The sequence below is a fragment of the Bacillus hominis genome, from assembly GCF_018332515.1.
Classification (GTDB): domain Bacteria; phylum Bacillota; class Bacilli; order Bacillales; family Bacillaceae_G; genus Bacillus_A; species Bacillus_A hominis.
Map to the genome: position 1 here is coordinate 1 of NZ_BOQD01000149.1, position 20,202 is coordinate 20,202.

General features: G+C 35.6%; 19 protein-coding genes and 2 riboswitches. Of the genes, 14 read left to right on the forward strand and 5 right to left on the reverse strand.

Annotation, left to right across the window (positions count from 1 at the left end; genetic code table 11):
* The first annotated feature begins 252 nt into the window (after positions 1–252).
* Positions 253–1,029, forward strand: coding sequence for an SDR family oxidoreductase (locus KI356_RS15550; RefSeq protein WP_212935836.1), 777 nt, complete (start codon positions 253–255; stop codon positions 1,027–1,029).
* Between the two features lie 87 nt (positions 1,030–1,116).
* Here the strand turns inward: KI356_RS15550 and KI356_RS15555 are convergent, their stop codons facing one another.
* The 4 genes from KI356_RS15555 to KI356_RS15570 form a co-directional block, all read right to left on the reverse strand.
* Complete coding sequence (locus KI356_RS15555; RefSeq protein WP_212935837.1) at positions 1,117–1,785, reverse strand: methionine ABC transporter permease; 669 nt, start codon at positions 1,783–1,785, stop codon at positions 1,117–1,119.
* Positions 1,760–2,800, reverse strand: coding sequence for a methionine ABC transporter ATP-binding protein (locus KI356_RS15560; protein ID WP_212935838.1), 1,041 nt, complete (start codon positions 2,798–2,800; stop codon positions 1,760–1,762). Before KI356_RS15560 ends, KI356_RS15555 begins: the two co-directional genes overlap by 26 nt.
* Positions 2,801–2,812: 12 nt before the next feature.
* The gene (locus KI356_RS15565) at positions 2,813–3,625 is read right to left on the reverse strand and encodes a MetQ/NlpA family ABC transporter substrate-binding protein (RefSeq protein WP_212935839.1); all 813 of its coding nucleotides are present in this window, start codon (positions 3,623–3,625) and stop codon (positions 2,813–2,815) included.
* A gap of 85 nt (positions 3,626–3,710) precedes the next feature.
* Positions 3,711–3,824, reverse strand: a riboswitch (SAM riboswitch).
* Positions 3,825–3,904: 80 nt separating this feature from the next.
* On the reverse strand, positions 3,905–4,813 hold the full coding sequence (locus tag KI356_RS15570; protein ID WP_212935840.1) for an NAD(P)-dependent alcohol dehydrogenase: 909 nt from the start codon (positions 4,811–4,813) through the stop codon (positions 3,905–3,907).
* Between the two features lie 156 nt (positions 4,814–4,969).
* Between KI356_RS15570 and KI356_RS15575 the strand changes: the two genes are divergently transcribed.
* The 11 genes from KI356_RS15575 to KI356_RS15625 all read left to right on the forward strand — a co-directional run bounded on the left by KI356_RS15575 (position 4,970) and on the right by KI356_RS15625 (position 17,623).
* Complete coding sequence (locus KI356_RS15575; protein WP_212935841.1) at positions 4,970–5,734, forward strand: DUF6612 family protein; 765 nt, start codon at positions 4,970–4,972, stop codon at positions 5,732–5,734.
* A gap of 118 nt (positions 5,735–5,852) precedes the next feature.
* Positions 5,853–7,289, forward strand: a complete 1,437-nt coding sequence (locus KI356_RS15580; protein WP_212935842.1) for an FAD-binding oxidoreductase — start codon at positions 5,853–5,855, stop codon at positions 7,287–7,289.
* On the forward strand, positions 7,286–7,819 hold the full coding sequence (locus KI356_RS15585; protein ID WP_002115372.1) for an MFS transporter: 534 nt from the start codon (positions 7,286–7,288) through the stop codon (positions 7,817–7,819). Before KI356_RS15580 ends, KI356_RS15585 begins: the two co-directional genes overlap by 4 nt.
* A gap of 78 nt (positions 7,820–7,897) precedes the next feature.
* Positions 7,898–9,616, forward strand: a complete 1,719-nt coding sequence (locus KI356_RS15590; protein ID WP_212935852.1) for a DUF3981 domain-containing protein — start codon at positions 7,898–7,900, stop codon at positions 9,614–9,616.
* Positions 9,617–9,733: 117 nt separating this feature from the next.
* Positions 9,734–10,990: a multidrug effflux MFS transporter gene (locus KI356_RS15595; RefSeq protein WP_212935843.1), complete on the forward strand. Its 1,257-nt coding sequence runs from the start codon at positions 9,734–9,736 to the stop codon at positions 10,988–10,990.
* A gap of 261 nt (positions 10,991–11,251) precedes the next feature.
* A complete protein-coding gene (locus tag KI356_RS15600) occupies positions 11,252–11,764 on the forward strand; it encodes a hypothetical protein (protein ID WP_128283216.1) in 513 nt (170 codons plus the stop codon).
* A gap of 318 nt (positions 11,765–12,082) precedes the next feature.
* A riboswitch (SAM riboswitch) is annotated at positions 12,083–12,188 on the forward strand.
* A 135-nt stretch (positions 12,189–12,323) separates the two neighbouring features.
* Positions 12,324–13,241, forward strand: coding sequence for an ABC transporter permease (locus tag KI356_RS15605; RefSeq protein ID WP_128283217.1), 918 nt, complete (start codon positions 12,324–12,326; stop codon positions 13,239–13,241).
* A 16-nt stretch (positions 13,242–13,257) separates the two neighbouring features.
* Positions 13,258–14,262 (forward strand): ABC transporter permease, encoded by a 1,005-nt coding sequence (locus tag KI356_RS15610; RefSeq protein ID WP_212935844.1) that lies wholly within the window; start codon positions 13,258–13,260, stop codon positions 14,260–14,262.
* Positions 14,219–15,229 (forward strand): ABC transporter ATP-binding protein, encoded by a 1,011-nt coding sequence (locus KI356_RS15615; RefSeq protein WP_212935845.1) that lies wholly within the window; start codon positions 14,219–14,221, stop codon positions 15,227–15,229. The genes KI356_RS15610 and KI356_RS15615 overlap by 44 nt, the downstream gene beginning before the upstream one ends.
* A complete protein-coding gene (locus KI356_RS15620; RefSeq protein ID WP_002151286.1) occupies positions 15,226–15,999 on the forward strand; it encodes an ABC transporter ATP-binding protein in 774 nt (257 codons plus the stop codon). Before KI356_RS15615 ends, KI356_RS15620 begins: the two co-directional genes overlap by 4 nt.
* A 13-nt stretch (positions 16,000–16,012) precedes the next feature.
* Complete coding sequence (locus KI356_RS15625; RefSeq protein WP_128283220.1) at positions 16,013–17,623, forward strand: peptide ABC transporter substrate-binding protein; 1,611 nt, start codon at positions 16,013–16,015, stop codon at positions 17,621–17,623.
* Between the two features lie 24 nt (positions 17,624–17,647).
* On the opposite strand, the gene KI356_RS15630 is transcribed toward KI356_RS15625, so the two are convergent.
* Entirely contained in the window at positions 17,648–18,115 is a 468-nt protein-coding gene (locus KI356_RS15630; RefSeq protein WP_128283269.1) for a YusW family protein, read from the reverse strand.
* A 268-nt stretch (positions 18,116–18,383) separates the two neighbouring features.
* Between KI356_RS15630 and KI356_RS15635 the strand changes: the two genes are divergently transcribed.
* The gene (locus tag KI356_RS15635; RefSeq protein WP_128283221.1) at positions 18,384–18,965 is read left to right on the forward strand and encodes a TetR/AcrR family transcriptional regulator; all 582 of its coding nucleotides are present in this window, start codon (positions 18,384–18,386) and stop codon (positions 18,963–18,965) included.
* A gap of 57 nt (positions 18,966–19,022) precedes the next feature.
* Positions 19,023–20,162 carry a YhgE/Pip domain-containing protein gene (locus KI356_RS15640; RefSeq protein ID WP_212935846.1) on the forward strand — a complete coding sequence of 380 codons (1,140 nt, stop codon included), beginning with the start codon at positions 19,023–19,025 and terminating at the stop codon, positions 20,160–20,162.
* Positions 20,163–20,202 lie beyond the last annotated feature (40 nt).

A 20,202-nucleotide genomic window follows, 5' to 3' on the forward strand; every position in this document is an offset into this window, starting at 1 on the left:
ACATCATATTGGTATGATAGAAACAGAGATATATGTAAAGGAGACAAAGACTCAATATGTGGATGAACTTGTAATGATTAGAAATTAGATAGATAAATTTTTCTCTCATAAGTGAGGGTTTATTTAGCTATCTGTAAATCATTCAAGGACTGCATATTTGGCTTGTACATCCCTTTTGTAAGGATAGATACCTATGTTGGGAAATTTATATCTCTTATATATAATATGCGTCCTTTAAACTTGGAGGAGTATATGATGAATCAATTAAAAAATAAAGTAGCAGTTGTTACAGGTGTTAGTCGTCTAGATGGTATAGGAGCAGCTATTTGTAAAGAGTTAGCTGAGTCTGGATATGATATATTTTTTACGTACTGGACGAATTATGATAAAGAGATGCCTTGGGGCGTTGATCAAAATGAACAAATACAATTAAAAGAAGAGCTGTTGCAAAACGGTGTTAAAGTATCAAGTACGGAGTTAGATTTAACTCAGAACGATGCACCAAAGCAGCTTATAAATAAAGTTACTGAACAATTAGGGTACCCCCATATATTAATTAATAATGCAGCGTATTCTACGAATAATGATTTCTCTAATTTGACTGCCGAAGAGTTGGATAAGCATTACATGGTAAATGTCCGTGGGACTACATTGTTAAGTAGTGAGTTTGCACGTGGATTCAAGAAGAAGTCCGGTGGTAGAATCGTTAATATTACTTCGGGACAATTTAAAGGGCCTATGGCCGGAGAGTTAGCGTATGCAACAACGAAGGGAGCTATTGATGCTCTTACTAGTACGTTGTCAGCTGAGGTGGCTCATTTAGGAATAACAGTGAATGCAATTAATCCAGGTCCAACTGATACAGGCTGGATGAATGAAGAGATAAAACAAGGATTAAAGCCGATGTTCCCTTTTGGTAGAATTGGTGAGCCAAAGGATGCAGCAAGACTCATTAAGTTTTTAGTAAGTGAAGAAGCAGGATGGATTACTGGACAAGTTATTCATTCAGAAGGTGGATTTAAAAGATAAAGTGAAACTTTAATCAGTGGGGGTCTTACTGCCCACAAATAGCGGGATAAAAAGAAGGTATCTCACCCTAGTGAGATACCTTCTTTTTTAATCTTTCTTCAATCTTCGTGCAACACCATTCCCTAAAGACTGCAATCCTTGAACGAGGATAATTAAAATAAAGACTGTTGCATACATTACTTCAGGTTCGTAGCGTAAGTGCCCGAAGCGATATGCTAAGTCCCCTAGCCCGCCAGCACCTACAAGTCCAGCCATTGCTGTTGCACCAATTAAGCCAATGGTTGCGATTGTTAATCCGAGTACAAGAGAAGGGCGAGCTTCTTTAACCATGACGTGCCAAATAATTTTTATAGTAGAGACTCCCATTGCTTGATATGCTTCAATGACGCCGCGATCTACTTCTAATAAAGCAGTTTCCATTAAACGTGCAATATAAGGAGCTGTGAAGACGACAAGTGGTACGATAACACCTTGCACGCCAATGGATGTTCCCATTAGAAACTTTGTAAAAGGTAAAATGAAGAATAATAGAATGATAAATGGAAGAGAGCGAATGACATTAATAACTGTATTAAGAATAGGATAGATAATTTTATTTTCTCGCTGTCCACCAGGTCTCGTTAAAACAAGTGTGACACCGAGTGGTAATGCAATAAGGATAGAGATAAGTAGTGAAATAGATGTCATTTGAAATGTTTGAATTGTTGCTTCCCATATTACGTTACCCCATTCATCCAAAAAGGACTTGTTTTCCATAATCTGTTCTACCTCCTTCTACGACGATTCCTTTCTCTTGTAAGAATGATAAAGCACGGTGTACTTCATTTTCTTCACCTTGCATATGAACGATAAGTTTCCCATATGCTTCATGTTTTAGCTGTGTAATATTACCGGATAGAATGTTCGGATATACTTGGAAACGTTTTGTAGCGACAGCTAACGCCGGTTCCCCTGAAGAGGTCCCTATAAATGAAAGTGTTACGATCTCACCAGTGCTTTGTAGCTCTTTCTGTACTTCTTCTGGAATCTTCGCTGCGAATGCACTATTTACAAATTTTTTCGTTGTTACATGTTGTGGATTTGTGAAAATATCTTTCACAGTCCCGCTTTCGACTACAGATCCATGTTCCATAACGGCAACTTGGTCACATATACGCTGGATGACATTCATTTCATGTGTAATTAATAAAATTGTAATCCCGATTTCTTCATTAATCTTTAGTAATAGGTCAAGAATAGAATCCGTTGTTTCTGGATCTAAAGCACTCGTTGCTTCGTCGCTTAATAACACTTCAGGTTCATGTGATAGTGCACGTGCAATGGCAACACGCTGCTTCTGACCACCAGAAAGTTCACTCGGATAGGCATCTTTTCGATTAAAAAGATCGACAATACGTAAATACTTTTCTACCCTTTTTTCAATTTCATTTTTGGGAAGACCAGATAGACGTAACGGTAATGCGATATTTTCATAAACTGTCACAGTTTTAAGTAAGTTGAAGCCTTGAAAAATCATCCCGATTTTTTGTCTCGATTTTGCTAGTTCTTTTGCTGATAAAGTTGTTAAGTCTTGGCCGTTTACAATGATATTTCCTGTTGTTGGTTTTTCTAATAAATTTACACATCGAATTAATGTACTTTTACCAGCGCCACTATATCCAATGATTCCAAATACTTCGCCCTTTTTTACTTGAAGGGAAGTAGACTTAAGAGCTTCTACATTCCCTTTTTTTGTTGTAAATACTTTGGATACGTTTTTTAATTCAATCATTATAGTCAGCTCCTACCAAGACGGTAAAACAGAACCATCGAATTTTTTCTCAATGAAATCTTTTACTTCTTTAGATTGATAAGCTTTCTTTAATTTATTTACAACTGCATCATCTTTGTTCTCTGTGCGAACAACAACCCAGTTCACATATGGTGAATCTTTTCCTTCGCGGAAAATAGAATCTTTCGCTGGACTTAATTTTGCGCCTAATGCAAAGTTTGTATTAATCGCAGCAGCTTTCACTTCACTTAGCTGCGTTGGTAATTGAGATGCCTCTAATTCAACAATCTTTAAATTCTTCGGATTTACAATTACATCTTTTGCAGTCGCTTTTTCTGTAGCCTTTGGATCAACTTTTAAAACGCCTGCTTTTTCAAATAGCTTTAAAGCGCGAAGTTCATTTGTTGGATCGTTTGGGACAGCAATTGCGTCGCCCTCTTTTAAGTCTTTTACATCTTTTATGTCTTTAGAATATACGCCCATAGGGAATGTTACTGTTGAAAATACTTCAGTTAATTTCATGTTTCGTTCGGCTTTAAATACATCTAAATAAGATTTAGTTTGATAGCTATTTACATCAAGGCTTTTTTCATCTAAAGATACGTTCGGTGCTACGTAATCATTAAATACCTTTACATCAATTTCGAGCCCGTCTTTTGCTGCAACTTCTTTCACCTTTTCAAAAATTTGTTCATGCGGCCCGCCTGTTACACCAACGGTAATCTTTTTCTCATCTAATGCTTTTACCTCTTTATCAGAATTAGCACCACATGCACCTAGCAATAATACAGCTCCACTTACAATACTTAATAATACCTTTTTCATCTATAATTCCCCCTTAATATACGTTCCAAAATAAAAAGCACCTCTCCAAAATAAGAGAGGTGCCGAATAGACGAAATAGGTTCCTCTCTTATCTTCCAAAACGAAAATCGTTCTGCAGGAATTAGCACCTTAGCTTATACGTTATAAGCTCGGTTGCCGGGCATCATCGGGCCAGTCCCTCCGCCACTCTTGATAAGAGTATGTGTATGTAGTTTTTAAATATGGTACTAATAGTAAATCTTACAAAAAGAATTGTCAACATTATTTTCTGAATATATTTTATTTTAAGGAAATAGAAATATTACCTTTTTTATGTCCTATCTCTACGTACGTATGGGCCTCTGAAATTTCTTCTAACGGGTAAGTTCTATCAATAACAGGCTTTAGATTTTCTGTTTCAGTTAGTTTTTTTAGTAGAAACATATCTTCTTTACTTACTTTTGCCATCATTCCATTAACAGATACATATTTACCAGTAGGCGTTAATACTTTTTTCCCAAGGGACCTTTTATGTTTTCCAACTGCATCAAATATAATATCATAGCATGTGCCCTGCTTAGTAAAATCTTCTTTCGTATAATCAATTACTTTATCAGCCCCTAAAGATTGCACTAGTTCAAAATTTGAATTACTACAAACTGCCGTAACGGTCGCTCCGAAATATTTAGCAAGTTGTACGGCAGCTGTTCCTACTGACCCAGAGGCACCATATATCAGCACTTGTTGCCCTTTTTTTATAAGGCCCTTTCTCAGGAAGTACAATGCTGAAGTTGCGCCAAAAGGAATAACTGCAGCTTCTTCATACGTCACATTGGTAGGTTTTAATGCTATTAATCCACTTTCATGCACGCATGTGTATTCGGCATAACCACCGAGGTTTAGTTCTGTTAATGCAAAAACTGGATCTCCTTTTTTAAATTGAGTTACATCTGTTCCTATTTCTTCGATTTCACCGGATAATTCTACGCCGAGTATAGGTTTTCTCGGTTTTCTGAAACCTAATATGATCCGCATAGGAACCCAAAATAAGAGGGGGCTATTAAAGCCACGTATTCTACAATCTCCAGTCGTTACACTTGTTGCGTGAATTTTAACTAATACTTCATTCTTTTTAGGTTTAGGCTTTTCTATATTTTGGAGCTTTAGAACATTAGGTGGTCCATACTTTGTGCAAATAATAGCTTTCATAATGACCTCCTGAAGTTATTTGTTTTTCTTTACATCATATTTAAGTGTTTCTTTAAACATGTTGTTATGAGAGGAATAAAATTAGATGGAAATATTTAAAAATATATGGATTTAAAAGGAAAATAAATGATATCCTTTTGGAAAGGAGGGGGAATTATGAAAAAACTTATTTTAACTTCTAGTTTAGTCTTTGCAGTTATTTTAGGTGCAGGGTGTAGTAATGAGAAAACAACAAAAACTGATGAACCGAAAAAAGAATCGGTACAAAAAGAAAAGGAATTAGCAGCGAAGGATGTTTTCAAGAAAGCGAATGAAGCTTTTAAAAACGAAGAAAATGTAACGATGACATATGATGTAGGGATAAAAGCTGAAGGAACAGAGATGAATATTCTAAAGGCTAAAATGCAATTAGAGCCAAAGAAAAAGAATTCTCGCTCTGAAATGAATGTTTCTGGTACAGATGTTGTAGTTTATGCTGTGGATGGTAAAGTTGCTGGTCAGGTGAAAAATCCTAATACAGGAGAAGTTATATCTGTACCGGAGGAGCAATTAAATGCTAGCGGAATGAAAGCAACTCAAGATATTGTAGATAATTTAGAAGTGCCAGCAGTAGTTGTAGATAAAATGAAGATGGAGAAAAGCGGAGACAAATATAAACTGAAGTTCATATTAAAAGGGCAAGAAACAGAAAGTATGTTAGCTAGCATGGATGAAACGCAGAAGAAAATGCTACAAGCACAAAATGCAAAGATAGAAGAAGTGGATGCAGAATATATCATTACAAAAGATTTTAAATATGAATCAGCGAAGATAGATATGATTATGAGTAGTAATGGTGAGAATAAGGCACACATTATTACGAATGCAAAATATACATCGTACGAAAAGTTTGAGCCAATACAATTGCCAGCAGCAAAGTAACAGTCTTGATGAGGGAGGGACCTAAAACAAAGGGTCTCTCTCTTTTTTGTTAATACCTTCTTCGTAGGAAAATAGGTACAATATGAAGAGGAAGAACGTTAGAAGAGGAGAGTGCCATTTGAAAAAAAGAAAGGTAGCAGTTGTAATTGTAGCGTATACAGTGTTGCTCACAACATCTATATATACATACAAAGAGCAACTGAATCATCCTATTATGAGTGATGTAGGAAAGTTGCTTCCAACGAAAATTAAACGTGTTGAAAATGCTGAGGATGAAAGTTCATTAAAAAAGTTAGTGCAAGATGCGAATGTTTCTGGAGAGAAGATTTCTATTGCAGGTATGCAACATAGTCAAGGCGGGCAGACGTATTATCCGAACGGTACGATGCTTGATATGAAAGGGTATAATGAAATATTAGAATTCGATCCGGAGAAGAAGAGGATTAGGGTGCAAAGCGGTGTCACATGGAATGATATTCAAAAGAAAATCAATCCATATGGTCTTGCAGTTCAAGTGATGCAATCTCAAAATATTTTTACTGTTGGTGGTTCATTAAGTGTAAATGTACATGGGCGTGATATTCGTCATGAAGCATTGATTGATACAGTAGAGTCATTCAGATTGTTAATGGCAGATGGTACGGTGCGTAATGTAAGTAGAAAAGAAAATGCTGATTTGTTTCCGTATGTAATTGGTGGATACGGATTGTTTGGTGTGATTTTAGATGTGACGCTACAGTTAACAAACGATGAATTGTATGAAACGCATACGAAGGTACTAGATTATAAAGAATACTCTTCATACTTTAAGAATAAAGTGCGAAGGGACGAGAATATACGTATGCATTTAGCACGTATTTCTGTTGCCCCGAATTCATTTTTAAAAGAAATGTATGTGACAGATTATGTACTGGCAGAAGATCAACAGAAGTTGAAAGAGTACAGCAAATTAAAAGAAGAAAATATTATAGCTGCGCCGAAATTTTTGCTCGGGTTATCACGTTATAGTGACTGGGGAAAGGGCGCATTTTGGGATATACAAAGAAGTTATTTTGAACGTACAGATGGTAAGTACGAAACGCGAAATAACGTAATGAGATCTGATAGTGCTTTTATGGAATACGATAATCCAAACTTGACCGAAGTTTTACAAGAGTACTTTGTACCGATAGATGGTTTTGCAGAGTATATAGATGATTTACGAATTGTTTTAAACGAAGAGGAATTAAACCTTCTTAACATTACAATCCGCTATGTAGAAAAGAATGAGAATGCGGTGCTATCTTATGCGAAAGATGATATGTTTGCGCTTGTGCTTCTAATTAATCAAGGGCGTTCTGAGGATGAAATAAAGAAAACAAAAGTGGTCATTCAAAAGATGATTGATGTTACGTTAAAGCATAATGGAAGTTATTATTTACCGTATTATTCTTATCCGGCAAAGGAGCAACTAAAGAAAGCATATCCTCGTATAGAAGAATTCCTTCAGAAGAAGAAGGAAGTAGACCCAGAGGAAAGGTTTGTGAATTTATTTTATAAGGAGTATAGCAAATGACATATAGAAGATTTGTAGCGTCACAAAGCATTATTATGATGGCGGGAAGTATGGTATTTCCTTTTTACATTCTATTGCTTCGAAATGTTGGGAATAGCTTCTCGCAATTTGGCTGGGCGTACGGCTTATTTGCCTTAACTTCAGCTCTAGTATATCCGTTAGTTGGAAGAATCTCTGATAGAGTAGGTGATAGAAAGTTATTAATTATATACGCCTGGTCCATGGCTATATTAATGCTTTGTTTCCCTATTGCAACAGAAGTTTGGCATGTATACATTCTCCAAATTTTAATGGGTATTTTAGGTGCTGTGCAGCGCAATACGGAGAAGACATCGTTAGCACGAAAGGTAGAACAGAAAAAAGCTGGTTATGAGATTGGAAAATATCATGTGTGGACATCGGTTGGAGGAGCAGTAGCAGTTATTGCAACTGGATATTTAGTAGATTTCTTTACGATTGGCACCATTTTTTATATTGCATCTATTTTATATGCAGTGAGTGGAATTGTATTAAGTAGCAAAAAAATATAATCATACCCATTTTTACCTGATTACCCTTTATTTGTTATACTTATGGAGAAGACAAAAGAAAAGGGGACATTGCCTTTGATGAAATTTATAATTTTAGCTATTCTCACTTTGTTTTTGATTCCATGGACTAGAAGCGGTAATAAAATTCGCGCGGTGGATAAAGGAGGAAATGAGAAAGTTGTAAAGGGTAAGAAATCATCTATTTTAGTTATTCCTGTTTTATTTTGGATAGGTATTGCAATCTATGAATATTTCTGGCTAATTGATGATCGGGCAGATTCTATTCTTACTCATTATTCTGTTGCAGTAGCGATTTTAATTGGGCTTGTTTTATTTTCACAAGAGCAGGTAGGGAAATTAGAAGGTACGTTAAAAGGACTTCTAATGTTTGTTTTACTCGCAAGTTACGGCTATTTTGGTTATTTGCACGATATAGTAATCTCGCAAAAGAAATATGATTCTGTTGTTAAGGTAGAGAAAGATATTTCAGAGCCATTTACTGAAAATGACCAACCGTTTACAGTTCCGCCTAAAACAGCGGAAAATAAAATGAAAAAGGTATTTGGTGATATTCCGAAAGTAGCTTATTTTGAGCTAGGGGAATTAACGCCACAAATGGTAAATGGTGAAGCCTTGTATGTAGCACCGATAGAAGTTTCGGGATTTTTTAAAGCACGTAAAGCGGAAACAATTCCGGGTTACGTAACGATGTCAGGTACAAATCCTGATGCGGAAGCGAAATTACATCTTGGATATAAAATGAAGTATGTACCAAGCATGTTTTTCGGTAATAAATTAGAACGTGTCGTTCGAAAAGCAGAGCCAGATTTAGTTTTTAAAGGGAAACCAAAATTTGAAGTTGATGATAAAGGAAAACCGTATTATACAATGACGTACGGTGAGTTTATTTCAGGAAGATCAGGGTTTGAAGTAGAAGGCGTTGTCGTTGTTGATGCACAAACAGGTGATGTGAAACGATATGGTAAAGGGAATGCGCCTAAATTCGTTGATGGTGTATTAAATCATGAAACAGCATCTACGTTAAATACGTACTTTGGGAAATATATTCACGGATTTTGGAATACGAAATTCTCACAAACTGATATGAAGATTCCGACTGAGTGGGGGACGAAGGAAGGCGTTACGCCAATCTTCGGAAAAGATGGTAGACTGTATTACTTTACAGACTTTACCTCTCCGAAAGAAGGAGTAGATTCTGCCCTCGGTTATTCATTAGTCGACGCACGTACAGGAAAGTTGTATTACTATAACGGAAAAGAAGTAAAGGGCATTATGGATGGTTCGGCTGCTACAGAAGTAGTGGATAATTCCTTTAAGAGAGAGAAATGGCATGGAACGATGCCGGTTATTTATAACGTATACGGTAAACCTTCTTGGATTGTACCGGTTATCGATGACGGGGGATTAGTACGTGCTCATACTGTTATATATGCTTCTAATGCAAAAGTATTTGCAACAGGTTCGACGCAAAAAGAAGCACTTGAGAATTATAAAAATGCGCTGAGCGGAAGTGGTGATTCATTTAGACCGACTTCAAATGGGAAAGAAGCGCAAAAAGAAGGTACTGTACAACGTGTGTATAAAGAAAAATCAGGTGAAAATACGATTGTGTATGTACTGTTAGAAAACGAGCAAAAAGTATTTATGGTACCGGCGAAGAAATTCCCATATGCAATGTTTACAGAGGTAGGAGATCCAATTCAAATCACATATTTAGACACAGGAGAAATGATGGCATCTGTATCTAAATTTACAAATAGTAATTTGAAAAAGTAAAGCGATAGAGATTCTATCGCTTTTTTTACATTATTAAACAGGAAAACACGGTATACTTGACGTATATTTATGTTGTAACTATAATTGTTACGATTCGGTGTTTATATGAAAGGGTGAATGAAAAAAGTGAATGGAGTTAATCACGAAGTATATAAACCTGTAAAGACAAACAGGTTATGGATGATTCTTGTATTAGGAACACTTACGGCAATTGGGCCATTATCTATTGATATGTATTTGCCTTCTTTACCAAAGTTAACGGATGATTTACAAACGGGTGCATCCCTTGCGCAGCTTACATTAACTGCTTGTTTGCTTGGACTTTCAGTAGGACAGTTATTTGTTGGTTCAATTAGTGACATTTACGGAAGGCGCAAACCTCTTATTATCGCTCTTATTATTTATGTTGCCTCTTCTTTACTTTGTGCTGTTGCACCATCGATTTGGAGTTTAGTGCTTTTACGTTTCTTACAAGGTGCTTCAGGATCTGCTGGTATTGTTATATCACGTGCAATGGTACGTGATATGTATTCAGGTTCTGAAATGACGAAGTTTTTCTCATTACTTATGTTAGTAAACGGAGCAGCACCTATTTTAGCACCGATTATTGGAGGGCAATTATTACAGTTCACATCATGGCGCGGTGTCTTTATCGTTCTTGGAGCAATTAGTGTATTCATGCTAATATCAGCTACTTTCGTATTACGTGAAACATTACCTCCTGAAGAAAGAGAGACAGGTGGATTATCAGGAACGCTGGCAACATACGGAAAGCTTTTGAAAGATCGTTTATTTATGGGTTATGCATTGTCGCAAGGGTTAGTAACAGCAGCAATGTTTGCTTATATTTCTGGTTCACCGTTCGTGTTGCAAAATATATACGGGGCATCACCACAACAGTTTAGTTTGTTCTTTGCGATTAACGGTATTGGTATTATTATCGCTAGCCAAGTTACTGGCCGCTTAGCGGGGAAAGTTAATGAGAAAACTTTATTTGTTGCTGGTATTATTATTGCGGCTGTTGGCGGTCTATCGTTACTACTTACAATCGCACTTGGAATAGGGCTAATCGGTGTTTTATGCTCGCTATTCCTTGTCGTATCAAGTGTTGGGGTTGTATCAACAACTGGCTTCTCGTTAGCGATGAGAAATCAAAAACAAGCAGCAGGAACAGCATCAGCTTTACTAGGTTTATTACAGTTCATTTCAGGAGCGCTTGTTGCACCGCTAGTAGGTATTGGTGGAAGCAATACAGCACTTCCTATGGGTGTTGTTATTGCGCTTTGTGAAATGGGAGCCGTGTTGTGTTATTTATTCATGGCAAGAAGAAGTGAGAAACAGTTTGAATTGCAACAACAAAATTTAGAGGCTTAACAAAAAAGAGTTGATTCAAAGGAAATATTTGAATCAACTCTTTTTTCATTTCTTTGAAATAACTTCTATTTATTTGTAAGTTGATAGAGTAAACTGATGCAAAAGTTATTTGCATAAAGTGACGATACTGTGACAAAAATGTTGGTATACATATTACGATGTTGTCTTAAGTGTAAAAAGTAGGATGTTCTCGGTATAATAACAAGTGGAGATAAAAGAAACTATAATGAGTAGTAGCTGTAGATAAAAGGAGAATTCGAGATGAAGAAGGTTTTAGGTATTGCTGTAATGGGAAGTATGATCCTTCTAGCAGGGTGTAATGGAAGTAAAGATACGAAAGAACCACAAAAATCGCAAGAAAAGGTAGAGCAATCTACTGAACAAACAGAAGAGATGAAAGCATATCTGGCAGTACATGAAAAATACGATATAAAAATGAATAAAGAAATTAATAAAGCACTGCAGTTATTTGAAGTGGCAAAAGAAAAGGGCGGTAAGGAAATAACTAATGCTAAATATAAGGAAGACGTGCAAAATGTAACAACGGGTATGTTAGAAGATATAGATCATATGCGTAAAGAAATTCATGTACCGAAGTCGAAAGAACAAGAACATGAAATGTATGTTGGTTTCTTAAATGAATCGGAACAAGCGATGAAAAAATTACAGAAGTTAGCTAAAGAAGAAGATTCATCGTTGATTCGTGATATAGAAATTAATTTTTCAACAGCATCGACATACTATAAACGTTTCCAGGAAGAAACGAAAAAATAACCTTGCATACGCAAGGTTATTTTTTCTTCTTACCATCTCCGTCTTCATCTTTGCATACTAATACTTTTTGTTTCACGTCCAGATTTTTGGGTGGGAGTCTTACTGCCCGTAAAAGCCCGATTGATGAGGGCTAATAATCAATGGGGGATGAAGAAAACCCCCACTGATTAAAGTTTCACTTTAGTATAAGTTGTAATTTCGATAACTAACGTAATTAAAAACTGATTTTTCTAAATATATCCAATTTGATTGACTTTTCATTTTTTCAGAATTATAATTCGAAATATACAATTTGAACCAAATAATAATATAGCAATTTACTTATCCAGAGAGGTAGAGGGACTGGCCCTATGACACCTCAGCAGCGGGTTCTGAAATATGAACACCGTGCTAATTCCAGCAAGCAAGTCTTGAAAGATAAGTGATGGGCCTTTGTTTATTAAGCCTTGATCTTATTTTTTAAGATCAAGGCTTTTTGTATTCTAAAAAGAGAAAGGGAGTAAGGGGAAAAATACGTTAGTAAAACAAAGTAATTTTATGTGTTTAGGGGGTTATTGGAGTGTATGTTATTAAAAAACTATCAGTTATGGTGTTTACACTATGGATCATTACCACAGTAACATTTTTGATTATGCACATTATTCCAGGGGATCCGTTTTCATCGGATGCAAAGATCTTTCCGGCGGAAGTTGTGCAGAATATGAGGGCGAAGTATCACCTTGATGAACCGTTATGGAATCAATATGTTGCTTATTTAGATGGCGTAGTTCATTTTGATTTTGGTGAATCGGTTCAATCTACGGGACAAGGCGTATCAGAAATTATAACAACCGGTTTTGGCCCATCAGCAATTATTGGTCTACAAGCACTTGTTATTTCGTTGTTAGTTGGGATTGCTGCAGGTACGTTTGCTGCTCTATATCATGGCAAAGTAATTGATTATAGTGTAAGTTTTCTTGCAATTATTGGTATTTCTATTCCGAGTTTTATTTTAGCGCCACTATTTATACAAGTATTCGCTATTCAATTTGAATTATTACCGGTTGCGTCTTGGGGTAATTTCGAGCATACAGTATTACCATCCTTCGCATTGGCGTTAGGGCCGATTGCGGTTATTACAAGGTTTGTTCGCTCTAATATGATTGAAGTTTTGCAGAGTGATTATATTAAGTTAGCGAGGGCGAAGGGTATACCAATTAAAAAGATTATTATAAGACATGCTCTTCGCAACGCGCTTGTTCCAGTACTTACATTTATTGGACCGTTAATGGCTGGGCTTTTAACAGGAACATTCGTTATTGAAAAGATCTTTGCAATTCCTGGTCTAGGAAAATATTTTGTAGATAGTATTTTTAATCGAGATTATCCGGTGATTATGGGAACGACCATTTTCTATAGTGCGCTATTAATTGTATGTATTTTTATTACAGATATTATTCATCGTATTGTTGATCCGCGCATTCGTTCTATTACGTAAGGAGGGGGATGTTTAAATGGGGGCTTATGAAATTAATGACGGGTTATTAACGAATGAAGAGAAGAAAGAATTAACGATAAATAAAGATCAGCAAACGATTAGCCGAAAGAAAGAAGTATTTCGTAAATTTGTATCAAATCCAATCGCAGTTTTAGGGACAGTAACGTTATTACTAATTATTATTTTCTCTCTTATTGGTGAAAGTTTAACGCCATTCACTGCGAGTGAACAAGTAAAAGAAGCAACAAACTTACCACCTAGTAGTGAGCATTGGTTCGGAACAGATGATTTAGGGAGAGACATATGGGCGCGTACTTGGGCTGGAGGGAAAATATCACTAACAGTTGGATTAGTAGCGGCTGCCCTTGATATAGGATTAGGTGTACTAATCGGTGGCTTTAGTGGATATGTGAGAGGACGTAATCGCCTTGGAACGTTAATTGACGAGTGGATTATAAGAGGGATTGAAGTACTATACGGTATCCCATATTTATTAATTGTTATTTTACTATTAATCGTTATGAAACCAGGACTTTTTACAATTATAATCGCCCTTGCATTAACGGGATGGATTGGCATGGCGCGTCTCATTAGAGCACAAGTCTTATCTTTGAAACAAAGAGAATTTGTTATCGCAGCAGAACGGTTAGGTACATCGCATATGAAGATTATATATGGACATATCATTCCGAACTTAACAGGTATTATTATCGTAAATTTATCATTTACAATTCCAGCAGCTATTTTCTCGGAATCATTTTTAAGCTTTATCGGACTTGGGGTACAATCACCAGCAGCGAGTTGGGGGACGATGACGAACGATGCACTAGGAACATTATTGAGCGGAGAGTGGTGGCAGCTATTCTTCCCAGCAATCATGATTGCACTCATTATGTTCGCATTTAATGCAATTGGTGATGGTTTGCAAGATGCAATTGATCCGAAGATTGTAAAACGAAATCGAAAGGAGAAAAAACATGGGACAGCTCTTATCTTTAGAAAACGTAACGTTAGCCGTTGAAAAAGAGAATAGTAAGCAAGCAATTGTGAAGCATGTTTCCTTTTCTATTAACGAAGGTGAAATAGTTGCACTTGTAGGAGAAAGTGGTTCGGGAAAAAGTGTTACAGCGCAATCTATTATCGGCTTAAACCAAGAATCAATTCATATCGATGCTGGAAATGTATCTTTCGAATCGAAGGAGTTAACTAATTTACAAGAATCCGAGTGGAATCAAGTTCGCGGGAAAGATATTTCCTTTATCTTTCAAGATCCGCTTTCATCTTTAAATCCAACGATGAAGGTAGGTAGACAAATTACAGAAGTGATTTTACAGCATGAAAAGAAATCGAAAAAAGAAGCAAAAAAAATTGCGATTAATTTACTAAATGATTTAGGGATACATGAAGCAGAGAAACGCTTTGAACAATATCCACATCAATTAAGCGGGGGGATGAGGCAGCGTATTTGTTTAGCAATTGCATTTGCCTGTCATCCAAAGCTTGTTATTGCAGATGAGCCGACAACAGCGTTAGATGTAACGATTCAGAAACAAATTATGGGGCTATTAAAAGAGCGGAAAGAAAAACAAAATACGAGTATTTTATTAATTACTCATGATTTGGCACTTGTGCGTGAAGTAGCGGATCGAGTAGTTGTTATGTATGGGGGACGTGTTGTCGAGAAAGGAACGATAGACGAGGTAATAGGTTCTCCTAAACATCCATATACGAAAAGCTTATTACAAGCAATTCCGAATATGGATGATTCTGAAAAAGTATTACGTGCAATAGAAGGAACGACACCTTCTATTGAAACATTAAATAGCTTTGGTTGTCCGTTTGTAAATCGTTGCCCAGTAGCGATAAAAGAATGTATTCATCGATTCCCAGAGAGAACAACATATTCTGAGGAGCATAGTTCGCATTGTTGGCAGCACATTCTGGAGCATAATAAAGCGAAATCAAAAGAGAAGGTGAATGCCTCATGACGACAGATTTAATTACTGTAAAGCAAGTAACGAAAACGTATGGAAGTAAAAATAAAGAAATCGCAGCGTTAAAAGGTATATCACTTTCTATCCCGAAAGGAACAACGCTTGGCATTATTGGAGAAAGTGGTTCTGGAAAGACAACACTTGGTAAGCTCATAGCTGGGATAGAGCGTCCAACGTCTGGTGAAATTGATTATAACGGTCAAGTTGTTCACAAGCTGAAGTCAGCTCATAAGCGGGATTTCTTACAGAAAGTACAGTTCATTTTTCAAGATTCCACAGCTGCATTAAATCCGCGCTGGAAAGTACGCGATATTGTAACAGAAGGCTATATTTCATTCGGTTTAGGCGATAAAGGATTGAAAGATAAAGTCGCAGGTGATGCACTAGAGCGTGTTGGATTAGATAGACGATATATTGATCGATATCCACATGAATTTAGCGGGGGACAACGTCAACGTATCGCTATTGCAAGAGCGTTATTATGTGAGCCAGAAGTTTTAATCCTTGATGAACCAATTTCAGCATTAGATGTTTCACTGCAAATCCAAATTGTACATCTGCTGCAAAAGATTCAAAAGGAACAAGGCTATACATATTTATTTATCGCACATGATTTACCGATGGTTCACTATTTATGTGAAAAAGTGGCTGTCTTATATAAAGGAGAACTTGTTGAATTTGGAAATACGGACGAAGTGTTCCGTAATCCACAACATTCTTATACAAAAACATTATTAGCATCAACACCAAAAATTTCAGGTTAAAGGAGAATGTAGGATGAAGAAGTTTTTACTGTTTGTCATTATGACTGTTTTAGCAATAACTTCTGTTGCGTGCGGTAAGAAAGAGACGCAAAAGGCGAGTGCTGGTAAGGGAGAAGGGGATCGATTAGTAACGAATATTGGTAGTGATCCATACACGCTTGATTCCGCTATTGCGACAGATACTACTTCGAGATATGTAATTGGGAATTTATTTTCAAGTCTATATACTGAGGATAACAATGGGAAAATCCATAATGAGTTAGCGGATAAAGAAGAAGTAAATGCTGATGGGACTGAATATACAATTCATTTAAAGAAAGATATTAAATGGTCAGATGGTTCTCCTGTTACAGCAAATGATTTTGAGTTTGCATGGAAGCGATTATTAAATCCGAAAACGGGTTCTATGAATGCGACAGAAATGTATTTTATTAAAGGTGCAGAGGCATATAATACTGGAAAAGGTGAAGAGGGACAAGTTGGGATTCAAGTGGTTAATCCTCAAACATTAAAAGTAACACTTGAATATCCAGTTGCTTCTTTCAAACAAAAACTAGCAAGTTCATTATTTATTCCATTATCTAAAAAATCAATTGATGATAATAATAAATTAAAAACAGATCCAAAAGAGTTAATTACGAACGGACCATTCACGTTAAAAGAATGGAAGCATAACCAAGCAATTACAGTACAAAAAAATAAAGAATACTATGATAAAAAGGTAACATTAAAAGAAATTGAGTTTCGTATTATTCCAGACTCTAAAACAGCGTATCAATTATTTAAATCAAAAGAATTAGATTTACTAAGTGGTTTACCACAAGAGATGATTGAGAAAGAAAAAGAAAATAAAGAATATAAACGTGTTGCAGGATTTTCATCTTATATTTATTCCTTTAACGTAGAAAAAGAGCCATTTACAAATGCGAAAGTACGTAAAGCATTTTCATTAGCAGTTGATCGTAAATTTATCGTTGAAAAATTGTATAAAAATAATGCACAAGCAGCATATGCATTCGTTCCAGAAGGGGCAAAAACACAAGGTGGTCGTGATTTCCGTAAAGAAAAAGGCGATTATGTAAAATTTGATCCAGCGGAAGCGAAAAAACTATTAGAAGAAGGTATGAAAGAGCAAGGATGGTCTACATTACCTGAAGTAACATTAAAATTCACTACAGATACACAACATAAAAAAGTAGCAGAAGCAATGCAAGAAATGTTTAAGAAAAACCTTGGTGTAGATATTAAATTAGAAAATAAAGAGTGGAAGAGTTACATCGACACATACAAGCAAAGTGATTTCCAATTAGCTTATATGGGATGGGGAGGTTCTAACTTAGACCCTAGTGCCCGTTTAGAATTATATGCAGGTGATGGTCCAAGTAACTATGCGAAATGGTACAATAAAGAATTTGATAATTTAATTAATCAAGCAAAAACAGAACAAGATGAAAATAAACGTTTTGATATATTGCATAAAGCAGAAGACATTATGTTTGATGAAACACCATTAATCCCAATTATTTTCCCAAGTGCTTCATATTTACAAAAACCATCAGTATCTGGCGTCCAATTCATTATCGGTTCTAGTCCAGAACTAAGATACGTAAAAATTAAAAAATAAAGAAGTAGGCAACCGCCTACTTCTTTATTTTATTTCTCTTTTATATTCTTTTTTCGTTCCGTCAGAGAAGACAACTTCTAAAGCGAATTTTTGATAGTCTTTATCAAGTTTGAATACATTTACTACTTGATCAATTACTTCTTGATCCGGTGTGTTTTTATCAAATTTTAACTCTTGTAGAAGAGGGCTTAATTTTGTAATAGCCTCGTCGCCTGTGAGCTTTACATCTGTTTTATGGTCTTCAATTTTTGCTTCCATTTTCTTATCCGCGGCTACATTTTTATAATCAGCTTCGTAGTCTTTCTTCGTATCTTGATAGTCTGCTTTTAAATCAAATTCATTAAAGTTTAGTTTTAAATCTGCAGGAGCCTCATTTTTTGCTTCTTCAGTTGTCTTTTTATTAGAAGTTGCATCTTCTTTTGCAGGAGCTTTACATCCTGTTAATGCAGGTACTAGCATAAGAGCTAATAAAGCTGATAGTAAAATTCTCATCATAAATTCCTCCTTAAGGTAACTTTGTTCTATACAAGTTTTTCCCAATTTCATGTAATTATGTATGTGTTGAAAATAAATTATTTTCTTATAGATTCAAGGATTAATCCGCAATTTAAATCAAAAAGGATTTGTATGTATATGGTAAATTGAAGTTGTGAGGAGGTACTGAAATGCAAAAAGACGCGAAAGAGAATTATTGACAATTATTAAAAAAGTAATATAATCAAAATGTAAGTGATCACTTGCATGAGGAAGAGAGGGTTTTATGGCGCGCTCAAAGACAGCAGAAAAAATTATTCAAGCGGCGATTGAATTAGTGAAAGAAAAAGGATATACGGCAGCAACGACGAAGGAAATTGCAATGCGTGCTGGTGTTAATGAAGTAACGATATTTCGTAATTTTAAAAGTAAAAAAGGTGTAATTGAAGCAGCTGTTGCTGAGTTTTCATATGTACCGCATTTAAAACAGTTTTTACAAACAGAAATTGTGTGGGAATTAGAAACGGATTTAAAAAACTTAGCAAGGCATTATCATAGATTTTTAAATAGCATAAAAGATATTATTTTTATCGGTATACGTGAGGCCAGAGAATTTCCTGAATTAGATGAGGAAATCTCTAAAATTCCACAAGGATTAAAAGAGGAATTAATAATTTATTTTGCCAAGATGCAGGAACAGGGCAAGATTATTCATACAAATATTGAAGCGCAAGTAATGAATTTTATATGGATTAATTTTGGTTATTACCTATCTAAATTGCGTTTTGAAAACCGATTTATGGAAATTGATGATGAGAAATTTATTGAGAATAATATAGTTTTATATGCTAGGGCTTTAAGACCCTAGTATTTATTTAAAATAAAATGCAAGTAAGTACTTGCTTGCAGAGTGGGGAGAGAGAAGATGAATGCATTAAAACAATTTTTAAAATTACCTGGTACGTATGTAGGAGTAGTAGTGGCGTTATCGTTCCAACTTATTTTCTTTTGTGTGTGGTTAACGGCGTATGATGGAGTGAACGAAAGAGCAGATCAAATGCGTATTGCTATTGTGAATGAGGATGGAAATATAGGGAGTAAAATAGCAGAAGGCTTACAGAGAAATCTACCATTTCAAGTGAAGAAAGAACGGTCTATGGAAAAAGCAAATGAAAAAATGAATGACCATATGTATGATATGATTCTTGAAATTCCTGCTTCTTTTTCAAAAGATATAAATGAAACAGGAAAAACAAATTTAAACTTCCACATTAATCAAGCGAATCCCATGATGGCGAAGCAAATGATGGAAGGAGCAGCAAAACAAATTCGAGATAATGTAAATAAGGAAATAGCAAGTTATAAGAAACAAGCGATTGTGGAGAAATTACAAGCTGTAGGACCTGAGAATGTGGAAGTGATAAAAGGTTTAACAGGAGATTCAATTGGCTTTACAGTTCATAAAGTAAATGATGCAAAAGGATTTTCAGTTAATATGGTACCACTAATGATTGTATTAGCATCATTTGTAGGAGCAATGGTTATGAGCATGGAATTATCAAAAGTTGCAAAAGAAGTAGAGAACGGTTGGAGTAATTTCATATCACGACAAATCATTAACGGTACAGTATCAATTTTGCTTGCATGTATTACAATTGGTTTGATGAAGGGATTCCAAATTGAAGTGCACGAAACAGTATGGAGTATATGGGTGTTTCAAGCGATAGTCTTCTTTACATTTCTTTCATTAACACAAATGTTTATAACTGTCTTTGGAAATGTAGGTATGATTTTTAATATTATCTCACTATCGTTACAACTTGTAAGTTCGGGGGTAATAGTGCCACATGAGATGCTTTCTAAAACATATCAAATAATCGGTGAGTTATTTCCCGCAACATACGCAGCGAATGGTTATTATACAATAATATTTGGCGGAGTTAATTTAGAGAAAAATATTATTTCATTATTGTTTGTTATTTTAGTTACACAATCGGTAGCGGGAATCGCTATAGTTATAAAAGGAATGGTAAAGGGGAGAAGTTCTATAGTTAAAGAAGTATAAAATAAAAAAGGTATCCTTCAATTGGATACCTTTTTTATGG

Coding starts and splice junctions, on each gene's coding strand:
- KI356_RS15615 (WP_212935845.1), top strand. CDS start 14,219: ATGGGACAGCTCTTATCTTTAGAAAACGTAACGTTAGCCGTTGAAAAA.
- KI356_RS15555 (WP_212935837.1), bottom strand. CDS start 1,785: ATGGAAAACAAGTCCTTTTTGGATGAATGGGGTAACGTAATATGGGAA.
- KI356_RS15625 (WP_128283220.1), top strand. CDS start 16,013: ATGAAGAAGTTTTTACTGTTTGTCATTATGACTGTTTTAGCAATAACT.
- KI356_RS15550 (WP_212935836.1), top strand. CDS start 253: ATGATGAATCAATTAAAAAATAAAGTAGCAGTTGTTACAGGTGTTAGT.
- KI356_RS15595 (WP_212935843.1), top strand. CDS start 9,734: ATGAAAAAAGTGAATGGAGTTAATCACGAAGTATATAAACCTGTAAAG.
- KI356_RS15560 (WP_212935838.1), bottom strand. CDS start 2,800: ATGATTGAATTAAAAAACGTATCCAAAGTATTTACAACAAAAAAAGGG.
- KI356_RS15575 (WP_212935841.1), top strand. CDS start 4,970: ATGAAAAAACTTATTTTAACTTCTAGTTTAGTCTTTGCAGTTATTTTA.
- KI356_RS15610 (WP_212935844.1), top strand. CDS start 13,258: ATGGGGGCTTATGAAATTAATGACGGGTTATTAACGAATGAAGAGAAG.
- KI356_RS15600 (WP_128283216.1), top strand. CDS start 11,252: ATGAAGAAGGTTTTAGGTATTGCTGTAATGGGAAGTATGATCCTTCTA.
- KI356_RS15570 (WP_212935840.1), bottom strand. CDS start 4,813: ATGAAAGCTATTATTTGCACAAAGTATGGACCACCTAATGTTCTAAAG.
- KI356_RS15565 (WP_212935839.1), bottom strand. CDS start 3,625: ATGAAAAAGGTATTATTAAGTATTGTAAGTGGAGCTGTATTATTGCTA.
- KI356_RS15630 (WP_128283269.1), bottom strand. CDS start 18,115: ATGAGAATTTTACTATCAGCTTTATTAGCTCTTATGCTAGTACCTGCA.
- KI356_RS15635 (WP_128283221.1), top strand. CDS start 18,384: ATGGCGCGCTCAAAGACAGCAGAAAAAATTATTCAAGCGGCGATTGAA.
- KI356_RS15585 (WP_002115372.1), top strand. CDS start 7,286: ATGACATATAGAAGATTTGTAGCGTCACAAAGCATTATTATGATGGCG.
- KI356_RS15590 (WP_212935852.1), top strand. CDS start 7,898: ATGAAATTTATAATTTTAGCTATTCTCACTTTGTTTTTGATTCCATGG.
- KI356_RS15620 (WP_002151286.1), top strand. CDS start 15,226: ATGACGACAGATTTAATTACTGTAAAGCAAGTAACGAAAACGTATGGA.
- KI356_RS15640 (WP_212935846.1), top strand. CDS start 19,023: ATGAATGCATTAAAACAATTTTTAAAATTACCTGGTACGTATGTAGGA.